Here is a 14598-nt window from a genome sequence, read left to right as displayed (position 1 = left end):
CCGCTCCTCTCCGCCTCGTCGGTCGTGGTCGCTCGTCCGGTCAGGACGCCGGGTCGACCACCAGCACCTGCGCGGCCCGCACGACGCGGTCGCCGATGCGGTAGCCCGCCTTGGCGATCACCTTGCAGGTGGTCACCGCCACGTCAGGATCCTCCCCGATGTGGGAGAGCGCCTCGTGGAGGTTGGGGTCGAACGGCTCGCCGACCTCGCCGAACCGGGCGAGCCCGAGGCCGGTCACGACCCGCTCGAGCTGCTCGGCGACGGCACGGAAGCCGTCGTCGAGGTCGCCGTGCTCCTTGGCCCGGTCGACGGTGTCGAGCACCTCGATGATCGGGACGAGCACCTGGTAGCGGGCGTTCTCCGCGTGGAGCTCGCGGTCGCGGTCGACCCGCCGCTTGTAGTTGAGGAACTCCGCCTGCAGCCGCTGCAGGTCGGCCGTACGCTCCGCGAGCGCGACGGCCACGTCGTCGCCGGCAGCAGCGACCTCCTGCTCGACCTCGGCGACGTCGGACGGCTCGAGCGGCCCGCCCTCCTCGACCCAGTTGTCGACGCCGCTGATGTCCTGGCCTTCGGCCGGCTCCTCGGCGGCCGGGGCCGAGGCGGCCTGCTCGCGCAGGGCCGCCTCGACCTCGGTCTCGTTGGCCATCTCGGCCGCCTCGTCACCGAACCCGTGGGGGCTCTGGGTCACTTGGACTCACCCTCGGTGGCGTCGCTGCCGCCCTCGTCGGTCTCGTCGACGATCTCGGCGTCGACGACGTCGTCGTCGGCGTCACCGGTCGCCTCGCTGGTGCCACCGGCCGCGGCCTGGTCGGCCTCGGCGGCGGCGTACATCGCGGCGCCCATCTTCTGGCTGGACTCGCCGAGCTTGGTCACGCCCGCCTGGATCTCCTCGGCGGTCGCGTCCTCGCGCTCGAGCGTCGCCTTGAGGGCGTCGACGTCGGTGCGGACCTCGGTCTTGACGTCCTCGGGGATCTTGTCGTCGTTGTCGCCGAGGAACTTCTCGGTGGAGTAGACGAGCGAGTCGGCCTGGTTGCGCGTCTCGACGGTCTCGCGGCGCTTGGCGTCCTCCTCGGCGTACTGCTCGGCCTCCTTGACCATGCGGTCGATCTCGTCCTTGCCGAGGGCCGAGCCGCCGGAGATGGTCATCGACTGCTCGCGGCCGGACGCCTGGTCCTTGGCGGAGACGTGGACGATGCCGTTGGCGTCGATGTCGAAGGTGACCTCGATCTTCGGCACGCCGCGCGGGGCCGGCGGGAGGCCGGTCAGGTCGAAGTTGCCGAGGGGCTGGTTCTGGGCCCACATCTGGCGCTCGCCCTGGGCGACCTTGATCTCCACCGACGGCTGGTTGTCGTCGGCGGTGGTGAAGATCTCCGAGCGCTTGGTCGGGATCGTGGTGTTGCGCTCGATCAGGGTGGTCATCACGCCGCCCTTGGTCTCGATGCCCAGGCTCAGCGGGGTGACGTCGAGGAGCAGCACGTCCTTGACCTCGCCCTTGAGCACGCCGGCCTGGAGCGCGGCGCCGACGGCGACGACCTCGTCGGGGTTGACGCCCTTGTTGGGCTCCTTGCCGCCGAGCAGCTCCTTGACGACCTCGGTGACCGCCGGCATCCGGGTGGAGCCGCCGACCAGCACGACGTGGTCGATGGCCGACACGGCGACGCCGCCGTCCTTGAGCACCGACTGGAACGGCGCCTTGGTGCGGTCGAGCAGGTCGCTGGTCATCTTCTGGAACTCGGCGCGGGTCAGCTTCTCCTCGAAGTGGAGGGGGCCGGACTCGCCGTGGGTGATGTAGGGCAGGTGGATGGTGGTCTCGCTGGAGCTCGACAGCTCGATCTTCGCCTTCTCCGCGGCCTCCTGGAGGCGCTGCTTGGCGATCTTGTCGGCGGCCAGGTCGACGCCGTTGCCCATCTTGAACTTGTTGACCATCCAGTCGACGACGCGGGCGTCCCAGTCGTCGCCACCGAGGTGGTTGTCACCGGAGGTCGCCTTGACCTCGACCACGCCCTCGCCGATCTCGAGGAGCGACACGTCGAAGGTGCCGCCACCGAGGTCGAAGACGAGGATCGTCTGGTCGTCGCCCTTGTCGAGGCCGTACGCGAGGGCGGCCGCGGTGGGCTCGTTGACGATGCGGCTCACGTTGAGGCCCGCGATCTCGCCGGCCTCCTTGGTGGCCTGGCGCTGCGCGTCGGAGAAGTACGCCGGCACGGTGATGACCGCGTCGGTCACCGGCTCACCGAGGTAGGCCTCGGCGTCGCGCTTGAGCTTCTGCAGGACGAAGGCGCTGATCTGCTGGGGGGTGAAGGACTTCTCGTCGATCTTCACGTCCCAGTCGGTGCCCATGTGGCGCTTGACCGAACGGATGGTGCGGTCGACGTTGGTGACCGCCTGCCGCTTGGCCACCTCGCCGACGAGCACCTCGCCGGACTTGGCGAAGGCGACCACCGAGGGGGTGGTCCGCGCACCCTCCGCGTTGGCGATGACGGTGGGTTCGCCACCTTCGAGGACCGCGACGACGGAGTTCGTCGTCCCGAGGTCGATGCCGACCGCACGAGCCATGATCAGTGTCCTTCCGTTGGTGCGTGGGTGCCCCGGGTCGGGGCTGCTCAGGGAGTTGAGTCCTACTGGCTCAACTTATGTGTGCCACGGTAACGCAGCAGTCGCAACGGATTGTTCCCGGGTCCCGCACCGGGTTCCCTGCCTCGTCGTCCACAGGTCGTCGCGGCGACGTGAGGTCCGCCGGGGCGGGCCCTACAGTGGGGGCAGCGGCCGTGGGGGCCGCAGGCGCGCGGGGACTCGCGCCGACGAGTGGGGGTTTGTCCATGGGGTCCATCAGGAGACGGTTCACGGCTGCGCTGCTGGCGCTGGCCTCGACAGGGCTGGCGCTCACCGTGCCGCTGGCCGCGACGCCCGCCGAGGCGGCGTGGAGCAACGCCGGCGGGCTCACCCGCTTCCAGGTGTGCCGCGCCCCGGCGCCGACCGGCCACGGCTGGGTCGTCCTCGCCAAGGTGCGCAAGCGCGCCGGAAGCCCTGATGCCCGGGCGGGCATGACGGTGCTGCACGGCCGCGAGGAGCGCCAGCGCTGGTCCTCGGGCTGGCTCCCCCGCCACCGTGCCGAGCGGGGCTGGGTGCGCAGTCGCCGGGGGCCCGACGTACGCCTGCGGGTCTGGCAGGAGGCCGGCGACCGCGACTCCCCCGTCGGCACGGCGCTCGAGGTCGCCACCTACGACCTTCGCAGCCTGCGTCGCTGCGCGGCCTGACCCCGCCGGGGAATACTCACGGCCGCTTCATTGTCGGCCCTGCATGACGGTTCCGACGATCACCCTCCATGACCAGACGACCATCCCCCAGCTCGGCTTCGGCGTCTTCCAGGTCCCGCCGCCCGAGACGGCGCGTGCCGTCGAGCAGGCCTTCGAGGTCGGCTACCGCCACATCGACACCGCGCAGATGTACGGCAACGAGGCCGGTGTCGGTGACGCGATCAAGGCCTCCGGGCTCGCCCGCGAGGACCTCTACGTCACCTCCAAGCTGAACAACGGCTTCCACCGGCCCGACGACGCCCGCCGCAGCTTCGGCGAGAGCCTCGACCGGCTCGGGCTCGACCGGATCGACCTGTTCCTCGTCCACTGGCCGCTGCCCACCCGGTACGACGGCGACTTCGTCTCGACGTGGCGCACGCTGGCCGAGTTCGTCGAGGACGGCCGGGCCACCTCGATCGGCGTCTCCAACTTCCAGCCCGACCACCTCGAGCGGATCATCTCCGAGACCGGCGTGGTCCCGGTGGTCAACCAGGTCGAGGCCCACCCCTACTTCCGCAACGAGGTCGTCCGCGCCGCGGACGCCAAGCACGCGATCGCCACCGAGGCATGGTCCCCGATCGCCCAGGGCGCGGTCCTCGACGACCCGGTGATCACCGGCGTCGCCGACGAGGTCGGCGCCACCCCGGCGCAGGTCACCCTCGCCTGGCACCTGCAGCGCGGCGACATCGTCTTCCCGAAGTCGACCCGGATCGAGCGGATGCGCGAGAACTTCGCCGCCCTCGACGTGCAGCTGTCCGCCGAGCAGATGGCGGCGATCAGCGGCCTCGACCGTGGCGAGGAGGGCCGGACCGGCCCGAACCCGGACGAGTTCGACTACATCCCCGGCTGACCGCCTCCCGCTCGGGGTGCTGAGAGGATCGGCCGGGTGACCCAGGCCCCCGCCGCGTTCCGGCTGCGCGACGTCGCCCTGGCGGCGTACGGGCCGACGCTGGTGATCTCGATCGGGCACGGGGCCGTCATGCCGGTCACCGCGCTGCGGGCCCGCGAGCTCGGGGCCGACGTCGGGACCGCCGCCCTGGTGGTCGCGATGCTCGGCCTCGGGATGCTGGTGGCCTCGCTCCCGGCCGGGGCGGTCGTGGCCCGGATCGGCGAGCGCACCGCGCTGCTGCTCGCCGGGCTGCTGGACGCCGCCGCCATGACCGCGGCCGCGCTGACCGACAGCGTCGTGGGCCTCGCGGTCGCGGTCGCGGTGAGCGGGTCGGCGTACACGATGTTCCTGATCTCGCGGCAGGGCTTCATGATCGAGGCGGTCCCGCCGGACTTCCGGGCCCGTGCGCTCTCGACGCTCGGCGGCAGCTTCCGGGTGGGGGTCTTCGTCGGCCCGCTCCTCGGGGCCCTGCTGATCAGGACCTCCGGGCTGCCGGGCGTCTTCTGGATGGCGGCCGGACTGTCGGTCGTCGCCGCGTCGATGGCGCGACTGATGCCCGACCTGGGTGCGGAGAGCCGCGCCCAGGAGCAGGCTGCCGGCCACGCCTCGGTCCGGTCGGTGCTCGTCGCGCACCGACGGACCTACCTCACGCTGGGGGTGGCCGTGATCGTCCTGGGCGCCTCGCGCTCGGTGCGCAACGGCCTGCTCCCGCTCTGGGCCGAGTACGTCGGTCTCTCGGCAGCCACCACCTCGCTGATCTTCGCGCTGGCCGCGGCGGTCGACATGGTGCTGTTCTATCCGGGCGGCTGGATCATGGACCGCTACGGCCGGGCCGTGGTGGCCGTCCCGGTGGTGCTCTCGGTGGCGATCGCCTGCCTGCTGCTGCCGCTCACGTCGGGCGTCGTCGGCGTGGCCGCCGTGATGATGCTGATCGCCGCCGGCAACGGGATCGGGTCGGGCATCGTGATGACGATCGGCGCCGACACGGCTCCGGTCCGGGGCCGCTCGCAGTACCTCGGCGGCTGGCGGCTGTGCGGGGACATCGGCGTCTCCGGCGGCCCCCTGCTCGTGGGCGCGGTGGCGGCGGTGGCGCCGCTGGCGACCGCGTCGGTGGTCGTCGGCGTGCTCGCCCTGGGCGGGACCGCGTGGGTGGGCTACTGGACCGCCCGGCTGGACCGCTCGCGCGCGGTCAACCGATCGTGACCTTGACCTCGTTGGAGGGCTTGCCGGTGTCGGTGTCGACGACCCGGAAGCGGTTGGGGCCGGTCTGGCCCGTCTGGACGTAGGTCGTGAAGGTCCCGTTGCTCACCGAGACGGTGACCGGGAAGTCCTGCCAGCTGCCGCCCTCGAAGCGCTGCACCTGGAGGATGGCGCCCTCGCCGCCGGGGTAGACGCCGGTGAGGTCGATGTTGTCCATCGGGCTGACCGTGCTCTGGGCGACCTGCAGCGAGATCCCCTTGGCCGGCTTGTCCGAGGACTCGTCCTCGGAGGGCTCCTGCTCCTCGGGCTGCGCGGTCTCCTGCCCGGGGGCCAGCGTGATCAGGGGCCCGCGCGGCCCCTTCGTCGGCTCGGGCTTGGGGAGGAACAGCGTCGCCCCGCCGCCGTTGCCGTCGCCGGAGGGCGACTCGTCGCCGAGGCCGGCGACGCGCGCGCCGGCCAGCGCCGCCATGCCCGCGATCAGGCCGACGACGATGGCCACGCCGACCAGGGCGAGCAACCCGAAGGCGACCGGGTGCTCCTCGCGCTCGAGACGATCTGTCACGCGGCCATTGTCACGGACAGTCCGGGTGGGGCCAAACGGGCGATCACTCCGCGGGCCCGCCGTGATCCCCGGCCGGCCGGGGATCCTGTGCCGGGGTGGGTCGGACCTGGTGGGCGAGTCTGTCGGTTGGAGGGGGATGCTTCCCCCTCCAGGCGTCGGTTTCCCCGCTCAGGCGGGGAATCCGACGCCGCCGCGACGCGACACCCGCACCCGCGCACCCCGCCGCGGCACGCTCGTGATGTTGCGGACCAGCGGTTCGTCGGCGCCGACCGACTCCACGTCGTACGCGGAGAACACCTCGCGGAGCACCGCCACCCCCTCCATCAACGAGAACCCCGCGCCGATGCAGCGCCGGACGCCGCCCCCGAAGGGGATCCAGGTGTTGGTGGCGGGGTTCTGCCCGAGGAAGCGCTCGGGCCGGAAGGCCTCCGGCTCGGGGTGGTTGTCGGGCCGGCTGTGGGCGATGAGGATCGACGGTCCGACCGTCACGCCGGCGGGGAGGTCGAGGCCGCCGACCGTCGCCGGCCGCATCAGCGTGCGCACCACCATCGGGATGACCGGGTGGAGCCGCATCGACTCCTTGAGCAGCGCCTCGAGCCAGTCGTCGTCCCCGTCGCGGGCGGCGGCCCGGGCGCGCTCGCGCTGCGCCGGGTCGCGACCGACCTCGTGGAGCGTCCACGCCAGCGCGCTGGCGGTCGTCTCGTGACCGGCGAGCAGCAGCGTCACCAGCTGGTCGCGGAGCTCCTCGTCGGTGAGCCGGTCGCCCTCCTCGTCGGTCAGGATCAGCCGGGACAGCACGTCGGTGCGGTGCTCGAGGTCGGGGGCGTCGCGACGCTCACGGATCTCGGCGTACATCAGCCGGTCGAGCGCGTAGGCGTTCTCGACCGTCGCCCGCCAGCGGCCGAAGCGCTGCAGCCAGGGGTAGCCCCAGCCCAGGAGCACGCTCGGTCCCACGTCGACCGTGGCGTTGACACGCGGTCGCAGCGCGGCGAGGCGCTGCACGTCGGTGACGCCGAAAACGACGCGCAGGATCACCTCCAGCGTCAGCGCGTTCATCCGCTCCAGGGAGCGGAAGTCCTCGCCGTCGCGCCAGGTCGCGACCTCCGCGCGCGCCACGTCGGTGACCAGGTCCTCGTACCCGCGCAGGGCGTGGCCGTTGAACGCCGGCATCAGCAGCCTGCGGGCCCGCTTGTGCTCGCCCGCGTCCTGGAGCAGCAGCGAGTGCTCGCCCATGATCGGGCCGAGGATCGCGTTGCCCTTGCCCGCGTGGAACACCTCGGGGTCGCCGGCGAAGATCTCCTTGGCGTGCTCGGGCCGCGTGAAGAGCACCAGCGGCCGCCCCTTGGGGAGGATCCGGACGGTGAAGACGTCGCCGTAGCGCCGGTGCAGCCAGGGGACGAACCGGTGCCGGAAGCGCAGCAGGCCGATGCTCTGCAGGATCAGCGGCCACCGCGGCCCGGGTGGCAGTCCCGCGGTGCCGATCGGGTGCGGCGCGTTCCCGCCGAAGGGACGCATCTTCGCGAACCGCTCCTCGGTCAGCCGGGTGACGTCGTCCTCGAGGGTCGCCATCTGGGCATACTACGAGTATGTGATCGCGAGGTCACCCCCTCGGCGGCTCAGGCGCGGACGAACGCGGCGATGCCGTCGGCCTCGCGGACCCGGGACTCCTCGTGGAGGTAGGGCATGTGGCCGGTCTCGAACCAGTCGTGCTCGATCCGCTCGCGTTGCTCGGGCGTCAGTCGCAGGTGGGCGACCATGTCCTCCGCGGCCCCGAACGGCGTCGCGAGGTCGTAGTAGCCGTACTCGACCCGGACCCGCAGGTGCGGGTTGGCGCGCATCAGCCGCTCCAGCTTGTCCGAGACGTTGACCGGCCGGCCCTCGAACTCCTTGTAGGACCACTCCTTGATCTGGTTGGCGAAGACCTCGTAGGGCAGGTCGAGGTCGCTCTCCAGCTCGGCGCGGAGGTAGTGGTGCAGGGCCGCGGCGTACGGCCCGACGATCGCGTCGATGGACGGGTCGGCGTCCCACATCTCGGCGACGCGGGAGTGGATCGGCCCGGTGAACCGACCGTCGATCCTGCCCACCACGAGGCCCTCGTCGCGGAGCAGCTCGGTGCAGAACCGGACGTGCTCGACGCGGAGCTCGCTGCGGTCGACGTACTCCTCGGAGATGCCGGCGAGCCGAGCGACGGTCGCCACGACCTCCTGCCGCTCCTCCCGGGTCAGCCGCGAGCCGCGGCCGAGCGCCCAGCGGTAGCGGTCGCCGGCGAACCGGTTGGCCTCCTCGACGACGTCGTCGAGGGAGCGCCCCTCGTGACGACCGTGGTAGTGGGCGATGGCGGCGTACGTGGGCAGGAAGTTCTGGCAGGCCTCGTCGGCGCGGTGGTAGCTGAAGTCCTGGGAGCCGAAGTCGAGCACGCTGGAGACCAGCACCAGCCCGTTGAGCGCCATCATGTGGGTGCTCCACAGCCGCTCGGCGACCGCGACGGCGCGGATCGTGCCGTAGGACTCGCCGATGAGGTACTTCGGCGACATCCAGCGGTCCTCGCGGGTGCACCACAACCGGATCAGCTCGGCGACCTGCTCGACGTCCTTGCCGAACCCGTGGAACTCCTTGGCCTTGCCGCCCTCGACGGCCCGGGTGTGACCGGTGGACATCGGGTCGATGAAGACCAGGTCGGAGTCGCGCAGCAGGGTCTCCGCGTTGTCGACCAGGCCGTACGGCGGCGGCGCGAGCGACCCGGCATCACCCATGTCGACGCGGCGGGGTCCGAGCAGCCCGAGGTGCAGCCAGATCGACGACGACCCGGGACCGCCGTTGAACACGAACGAGATCGGCCGCGCGGTGACGTCGACCCCGTCGAGGGTGTACGCGGTCACCGACATCTCGGCGCGCGCCTTCCACCCGGTGAAGACGTCGTCCTCGAAGGCCTCCTCGCGCAGCACCACGCGTCCGGTGCGCGCGGTGTAGCGGAGCTCGCCGTCGGGCGTGGCGAGGCTGTGCCGGGTCTCGACGAGCGCGTCCGCCGGCTCGGGCTTCTCCTCGGTGGGGGCACCCTCGCGGGGCTTCTCGCTCATGACGCCGAGACTAACCGCGCCTGACGTGGAGCACCTCGTGCTGCGGGACGGGGTTCTCGCGCCCGGCCCGGCAGGTGAGCCGGTGCTGATCGGCGCCGGGACGGGTCCGTACGGCGACCTCCCACGCGACGCCGCCGACGGCGAGCACGACGTGGCGCGTGTCGCCGTCCCGGCGCTGCGAGACCAGGCGGACGGCGTCGACGCGGGTCTCGCCGAGCTGTCGGCGGAGCGCGACCTCCGCCGCCTGCACCGGCATCGGCCAGCCGGACCGGCCACGGAGGTGGTCGAGGTCGACGTGGCCCACGAGGTGGTCGCCGGCCACCGCCACCGCCGTGACCGCGTCGAGCCTGCCGTAGTACAGGCCGTGGGGCAGGAAGAGGGCGTTCCCGGCGAAGCGGTCGCCCCCGATGTGGGAGATCTCCCAGGCCTGCTCCGGGTGCGCCGCCGCGAGGGCCGCCGCCACCGGGCGCCCGAGCTCCGCGCAGCAGGCGTCGTGGCGGCCGTGGGTGCAGACGCAGAGGAGGCTCTCGTCGGTCGGCTCGAGTCCCGGCGACCGACCCTCCCCGAGCGCCGCGAGGTCGAGGTCGAGCAGGTCCGAGGGCGCGTCGAGCACGGCGGTCTCGAGCCACGGCTCGGCGCCGTCGGCCCAGGCGGCGAACACCCGGAAGCCCGTACGGGGCGCCGGCTTCCGGTGACGGCGGACCAGGTTGAGCCGGACGCCGGCAGCACGGGCGGCGGCCGCGAGCGGGCGCTTGACGTCCTCGGGCAACCGGTTGTCCCGGACCGCGTCGACGCCCCACGGGCCGGGGTTCTCGACGAGCAGGAACGCGCGCACCGTGGAGGCCGTCCCGGCGAGCTCGTCGCCGCGCAGGAGCCCGGCGGCGGCGCAGCGGAACGGCTCGCTCACCCGGTCACCACGGTCAGCAGGCCCTCGCGCACCAGGCGCCGGCACAGCACCAGCCTGCTCTCCGGGTCGAGGTGGTCGGCGAGGTCGGCCGGCGCGAGGGTCTCGCGCTCGCGGACCAGCTCCAGAGCGGGGCGAAGCCGGGCGGGGACGTCGAGGGTGCGGTCGCCCAGCAGCACCCGCAGCCCCGAATCGGTGTCGACGAGGACGCAGGGGTGGCCGGCCCGCCGGCGCAGCACCGTGTCGTCGTCGAGGTCGCTGACGGCGAGCAGGTCGCGCAGGCCGCCGGGTAGCCGGGTGCCGCGCGAGGACAGGAACCGCTCGACGCGCTGGTCGACGACCTCGGCGGCGTCGAGCCGGCGTACGGCCTCGGCGACCTCGTCGAGCCGCTCCCGCAGCCCGGCGACGAGACGCTCGGGGTGGTCGAGGTAGCCGGCCGGGAGGTGGTCGTCGGGCACGGCGGCCACGACGTCGAGGAGCGTCCGCTCGAGGACGCGGCGCCAGGTCACCTGGTTGATCCCGATGGTGACGTGCAGGGACGCGGACTCCTCGGCGCGCGCCGCATGGGGCGTGCCGGTCGGCAGGTACATCGAGAGCCCGGGCTCGAGCAGCACGTCGTCGACGCGACCCTCGGTGTGGATCTCCCAGCGCTTCTGCCCGTGGGTCTGGAAGACGAAGACGTCGTGGGTGTCGGAGTGCACGGCGAAGCCCTGCGAGCCCGGCGGGGTGAGGTAGGCGTTGGCCTGGCAGGGGTGGCCGAGGTCCAGCTCGAGCTGGGCGACGAGGTCGCGCAGCGGCGGCCAGGAGCGGTGCAGCCCCTGGAGCACGGCGGTCGCGCCGTCGTCGACCTCCGCCAGCAGCCGCCGCGCGTCGACCAGGCCGGTCAGCGGGGCCCCGGCGAGCGAGGCCCCGCGGCGGGTGTAGCGCGACTCGGGCAGCACCGACCCGTCCCGCGCCAGGCGTACGGAGGGCGTGCGGATCGCGGTCTCGGTCAGCAGGTGGTCGACGTCGTCGAGCGAGAGCAGGCCGGTCAACCGCGAGGGCTCGGTCTGGTGGAGGTGCACGCGGGTCGCCCAGACCTTCGACAGGAAGGTCTGGGCGTCACCGCTGAGGAGGTCGAGCGCGTTCAGTGTCCGGCACCGTCCGTGCCGTCGGCGTCACCGTCGGTCCCGTCGGCGTCACCGTCGGTCCCGTCCGCGTCACCGTCGGTCGCGTCGGTCGAGTCGCCGTCGGTGCCGTCGGCGTCGCCGTCGGTGCCGTCCGCGTCACCGTCGGTGGCGTCCGTGCTGTCGCCGTCGGTGCCGTCGGCGTCCGCCGCGTCGGCGTCGGCGTCGGACGGGGTCGAGGAAGCCTGCGGGGTGGCGCCGGTGGTCATGTCCTCGTCGCTGAGGGGTTCCTCGGGGCTGTTCGACATCGGGTCTCCTCCACTGTCCGGGCGGCCGTTCCGCCCCCTGGCCCGAACCTACCGAGCCGGGCATGGGCGAGGACACCCACCGAGGGGTGAAGTCAGCCAAGCAGGCCGTCGCGGCGCGCGATCGCCGCCGCCTCGGTCCGGCTCGCGGCGCCGAGCTTGCCCAGGATGTTGGAGACGTGCACCGACACCGTCTTGGTGCTGATGAACAGCTGCTTGCCGATCTCACCGTTGGTGCGGCCGGCGGCGACGAGCGCCAGGATCTCCTGCTCGCGCGGGGTCAGCACCACGCTCCCCGGGCCGTGCCGTTCGCGAGCCTCACCGAGGTCGCCGAGCTGCTCGAGCAGCGGCGTGGCCCCCAGGGCCAGGGCGGTCTCACGCACGGCCGCCGCGACCTCGCGGGCGGCGGCGACGTCGCCGGTCGCGCGCAGCACCCCGGCCAGCACCGCCCGGACCCGCGCGAGCTCGTGGACGTCGCCGAAGGCCTCGGTCAGCGCCTCCGTCCGGCGCCACGCCCCGAGCAGGTCGGCCAGCGATGGCGGGTCACCGGCGAGCCAGCGCAGCCGCAGGTGCTCGGCGTCCAGCCGCTCGGCCCACGCCTGGCCCTCGGGGCCCCAGAACGACGCCTGGCCCTGGGAACGGTCGAGCACCACGTGGCCGTCGGCGTGCAGCCGGTCGGCGGTGGCCAGCAACCACGTACGCCGCTCCCCGGTCGCCTCGGGAGCGAGCTCGGCGAGGGCGTCGAGGGCGACCGCGGCCAGCCGGATCCGCGCGCCGAACCACGGGTGCCAGAGCCGCGACAGGATCGCCACCGCGTCGTCGTAGGAGGTGAGGACACCCTCCGCGTCGCCCCGCCGGCCGGCCACGCGCATCTCGAGCGCACTGGAGTGGATGACGATCAGGCCCTCGTCGGCCCAGTGCCGGCGCAGGGACGGCAGCCGGTCGCCGACGTCGAGGCCGCGGGCGAGCTCGACCTGCAGGGGGAAGACCGCCAGCATGTCGCGCCCGATGGGCGGCGGGTCGCCCGCCGCCGCGACCAGGTCGAGCGCGGCGTCCCACTCGCCGCGCACGACGAGCTGGAAGGCGAGGAACCACCGGGACTCGAAGGCGAACGGCGCATAGGGCAGGCCTGCCTCGACGGCCCGGTCGATGGCCCGCCGGTAGGCGGTCTCGGCCTGGTCCCACTCCCCGTGGTCCTGGAAGGACCGCCCGAGCAGGTAGTGGCCACGCAGCTCGGCAGTGACGGACCCGGACCGCCGGGCGGCGTCGACCGCCTCGCCGAGTGCCTCCCGGAGCCCCGCCCGGGGACCGGTCTGGCGCGCCTGGGTGAGGGTCAGCACGAGGTCGGAGGCGAGGTCGGTGAGCTGCAGCCGCTCGGCCATGGTCAGCCCCTCGAGGCCGACCTCCTCGGCCTCCTCGAAGCGGTGGTAGCCGACCAGCACCCGTGCATGGGTGGCGAGGGCCCGGGCACGGACCGCGTTGTCGCCCTCGGGCGCGAGCCGGACGGCCTCGGCGGTCAGGTCGCTGGGCTCCTCCTCGGACTCGGTGATGAGGAGGAGGTAGCCGCGGGCGGAGAGCATCCGCGACCGCCACGCATCGGGGGCGTCGGCGGGGAGCCGGGCGAGCTCCTCGGTGAGCAGGGCGACCGCCTTGTGGGGACGGCCCGAGGAGGTCAGCGCCTCCGCGAGGGCGACGACGAGGGCCGCCCTGTCGACGGCGGTGTCGCCGCGGCGACGCGGGTCGGCGACCAGGGCGAGGGCCTGCTCGAAGTGGTGCACCGCCTCGTCCGGCCCACCGACGGCGACCGCGTCGTGGCCGGCCCGGATGCTGGCCAGCAGCGCGGTCTCGAGATCGTGGGCGAGCCGCGCGTGACGGGCCAGCTCCGCGGCCGTCCCCGCCACCGCGGTGCCGCTGAGCGCAGCCGCGAAGCGGTCGTGCAGCCCCACCCGCTCACCCGGCAGCAGGTCGTCGTAGACGGCCTCCCCGAGCAGCGCGTGGCGGAAGGCGTAGCGGTCGCCGTCGGGCACGAGGACGTTCATCTCCACGGCCTGCCGCAACCCCTCGTCGAGGGCAGGACCCTCGAGCCCGGAGACGGCGGCGAGCAGCTCGTGGGAGACCTTGCGGCCGGCGACGCTCGCGGTGCGGACCACCTGCCGCGCGTGGTCGTCGAGCCGGTCGAGGCGCACCAGCAGCACGTCGGCCAGGTCGGCCGGCACCCAGCGGCCCGGACCGGCGGCCGCGCTGGTCAGCTCCTCGACGAAGAAGGCGTTGCCCTCGGCACGGTCGACGATGTCGTGGGTCTCGGCGGTCCCGAGCCCCTGCGGGGCGAGCTCGGCGATCAGGAGGCGTACGGCGTCCTCGGCGAGCGGCCCGAGCGTCATCCGGCGTACGCCGGGAAGGCGGGCCCACTCGGCCACCTGGGTGCGCAGCGGGTGACGCCGGTGGAGGTCGTCGGCCCGGTAGCTCACCACCACCGCCACCGGGCCGGCGAACCGTCGGGTCAGCAGGAAGGTCAGCAGGTCGCGGGTCGAGCGGTCGGCCCAGTGGGCGTCCTCGACGACCAGCAGCAGCCCGTCACCGGCGGCCTCCTCGAGCAGCCCGCGGACCGCCTCGAAGAGGTCGGAGCGGTCGACGCCCGGACCCTCGGAGCCCTCGGCGGCGAGCACCCGGCGCCCGGGCTGGAGCCGCGCGAGCGCGGGATGGCGGCCGGCGACCACGGCCACCGCGTCGGGCTGCTCGGCAGCGAGCTGGCCCAGCACCTCGGAGAACGGGAGGTAGGGAAGGGCGGTGTCGCCCAGGTCGAGGCAGTGGCCGACGACCACGCGCCAGCCGTCGAGGGCGAGCCGCTCGCGGGCCTCACCCAGCAGCCTGGTCTTGCCGACCCCGGCGTCACCGGCGAGCAGCACACCCGTGACCGCGCGCCGGCTGCCGTCGGTGTCCGGGGACTCGCCGAGCCAGGACAGCAGCTCGGTGAGCTCGCCGTCACGGCCGACGAGGGTGCTGGTGTGGGTCGCCACGACCGCCATCATGTCGTGGCCGGCCGACACCATGCGTCAGCGGACCGTGCCGCGCCGCAGGATGCGACGCCGGCGGGGGTTCTGCCCGCTGCGGATCGCGTGGTGGTGGTCGTCGGGTCCGCCGCGGCCGGTCAGCCGCTCGTTGCGGTAGGCCAGCTCGTAGGCCAGGTAGGTGTTGTCGATCTCGTACATGGTCTCGCTCCTCGTGTGGTGGTGAGGTCGAGACTCGTCCTCTGAGGTAG

13 protein-coding genes are annotated in these 14598 nt (G+C 73.3%); 3 read left to right on the top strand and 10 right to left on the bottom strand.

Features of this window, described 5'->3' with window-relative positions:
- Nucleotides 1-40: 40 nt before the first annotated feature.
- Together grpE and dnaK are read right to left on the bottom strand one after the other, a co-directional pair.
- The gene (grpE, locus tag EXE57_RS13640; protein ID WP_244246834.1) at nt 41-688 is read right to left on the bottom strand and encodes a nucleotide exchange factor GrpE; all 648 of its coding nucleotides are present in this window, start codon (nt 686-688) and stop codon (nt 41-43) included.
- Nucleotides 685-2556 carry a molecular chaperone DnaK gene (dnaK, locus tag EXE57_RS13635; RefSeq protein ID WP_135078365.1) on the bottom strand — a complete coding sequence of 624 codons (1872 nt, stop codon included), beginning with the start codon at nt 2554-2556 and terminating at the stop codon, nt 685-687. The genes grpE and dnaK overlap by 4 nt, the downstream gene beginning before the upstream one ends.
- A gap of 263 nt (nt 2557-2819) precedes the next feature.
- Here dnaK and EXE57_RS13630 point away from each other — a divergent pair, with 263 nt between their 5' ends.
- Genes EXE57_RS13630 through EXE57_RS13620 form a run of 3 tightly spaced genes read left to right on the top strand, consistent with a single transcriptional unit; the run spans nt 2820 to nt 5388 of the window.
- On the top strand, nt 2820-3257 hold the full coding sequence (locus EXE57_RS13630) for a hypothetical protein (protein ID WP_135078363.1): 438 nt from the start codon (nt 2820-2822) through the stop codon (nt 3255-3257).
- Nucleotides 3258-3300: 43 nt separating this feature from the next.
- Complete coding sequence (locus EXE57_RS13625; protein ID WP_135078361.1) at nt 3301-4146, top strand: aldo/keto reductase; 846 nt, start codon at nt 3301-3303, stop codon at nt 4144-4146.
- Nucleotides 4147-4182: 36 nt separating this feature from the next.
- Entirely contained in the window at nt 4183-5388 is a 1206-nt protein-coding gene (locus EXE57_RS13620; RefSeq protein ID WP_244246833.1) for an MFS transporter, read from the top strand.
- Here the strand turns inward: EXE57_RS13620 and EXE57_RS13615 are convergent.
- The 8 genes from EXE57_RS13615 to EXE57_RS19805 all read right to left on the bottom strand — a co-directional run bounded on the left by EXE57_RS13615 (nt 5375) and on the right by EXE57_RS19805 (nt 14548).
- Nucleotides 5375-5947: a hypothetical protein gene (locus tag EXE57_RS13615; protein WP_135078359.1), complete on the bottom strand. Its 573-nt coding sequence runs from the start codon at nt 5945-5947 to the stop codon at nt 5375-5377. The genes EXE57_RS13620 and EXE57_RS13615 overlap by 14 nt on opposite strands.
- 168 nt (nt 5948-6115) lie before the next feature.
- The gene (locus EXE57_RS13610) at nt 6116-7516 is read right to left on the bottom strand and encodes a cytochrome P450 (protein WP_135078357.1); all 1401 of its coding nucleotides are present in this window, start codon (nt 7514-7516) and stop codon (nt 6116-6118) included.
- Nucleotides 7517-7563: 47 nt separating this feature from the next.
- Nucleotides 7564-9024, bottom strand: a complete 1461-nt coding sequence (locus EXE57_RS13605; RefSeq protein ID WP_135078355.1) for a S10 family peptidase — start codon at nt 9022-9024, stop codon at nt 7564-7566.
- Nucleotides 9025-9034: 10 nt separating this feature from the next.
- Nucleotides 9035-9931: a sucrase ferredoxin gene (locus EXE57_RS13600; protein ID WP_167305908.1), complete on the bottom strand. Its 897-nt coding sequence runs from the start codon at nt 9929-9931 to the stop codon at nt 9035-9037.
- Entirely contained in the window at nt 9928-10992 is a 1065-nt protein-coding gene (locus tag EXE57_RS13595) for a cupin domain-containing protein (protein WP_244246832.1), read from the bottom strand. Before EXE57_RS13595 ends, EXE57_RS13600 begins: the two co-directional genes overlap by 4 nt.
- Before the next feature lie 62 nt (nt 10993-11054).
- A complete protein-coding gene (locus EXE57_RS19980) occupies nt 11055-11342 on the bottom strand; it encodes a hypothetical protein (protein ID WP_208542852.1) in 288 nt (95 codons plus the stop codon).
- A 92-nt stretch (nt 11343-11434) separates the two neighbouring features.
- Nucleotides 11435-14356 (bottom strand): helix-turn-helix transcriptional regulator, encoded by a 2922-nt coding sequence (locus tag EXE57_RS13585; RefSeq protein ID WP_167305907.1) that lies wholly within the window; start codon nt 14354-14356, stop codon nt 11435-11437.
- 36 nt (nt 14357-14392) lie between these two features.
- The gene (locus EXE57_RS19805) at nt 14393-14548 is read right to left on the bottom strand and encodes a hypothetical protein (RefSeq protein WP_167305906.1); all 156 of its coding nucleotides are present in this window, start codon (nt 14546-14548) and stop codon (nt 14393-14395) included.
- Between the last annotated feature and the right edge of the window lie 50 nt (nt 14549-14598).

This window comes from Nocardioides euryhalodurans, from assembly GCF_004564375.1.
GTDB classification, from domain to species: Bacteria; Actinomycetota; Actinomycetes; order Propionibacteriales; family Nocardioidaceae; genus Nocardioides; species Nocardioides euryhalodurans.
Note: the sequence above shows the minus strand (reverse complement) of the source record. Positions and strands in the feature narration are given on the sequence as shown.

Bases quoted from the DNA above. Each gene is read 5' to 3' on its own strand.
- dnaK (WP_135078365.1), bottom strand. From the start codon at position 2,556: ATGGCTCGTGCGGTCGGCATCGACCTCGGGACGACGAACTCCGTCGTC.
- EXE57_RS13630 (WP_135078363.1), top strand. From the start codon at position 2,820: ATGGGGTCCATCAGGAGACGGTTCACGGCTGCGCTGCTGGCGCTGGCC.
- EXE57_RS13625 (WP_135078361.1), top strand. From the start codon at position 3,301: ATGACGGTTCCGACGATCACCCTCCATGACCAGACGACCATCCCCCAG.
- EXE57_RS13610 (WP_135078357.1), bottom strand. From the start codon at position 7,516: ATGGCGACCCTCGAGGACGACGTCACCCGGCTGACCGAGGAGCGGTTC.
- EXE57_RS13605 (WP_135078355.1), bottom strand. From the start codon at position 9,024: ATGAGCGAGAAGCCCCGCGAGGGTGCCCCCACCGAGGAGAAGCCCGAG.
- EXE57_RS19980 (WP_208542852.1), bottom strand. From the start codon at position 11,342: ATGTCGAACAGCCCCGAGGAACCCCTCAGCGACGAGGACATGACCACC.
- EXE57_RS19805 (WP_167305906.1), bottom strand. From the start codon at position 14,548: ATGTACGAGATCGACAACACCTACCTGGCCTACGAGCTGGCCTACCGC.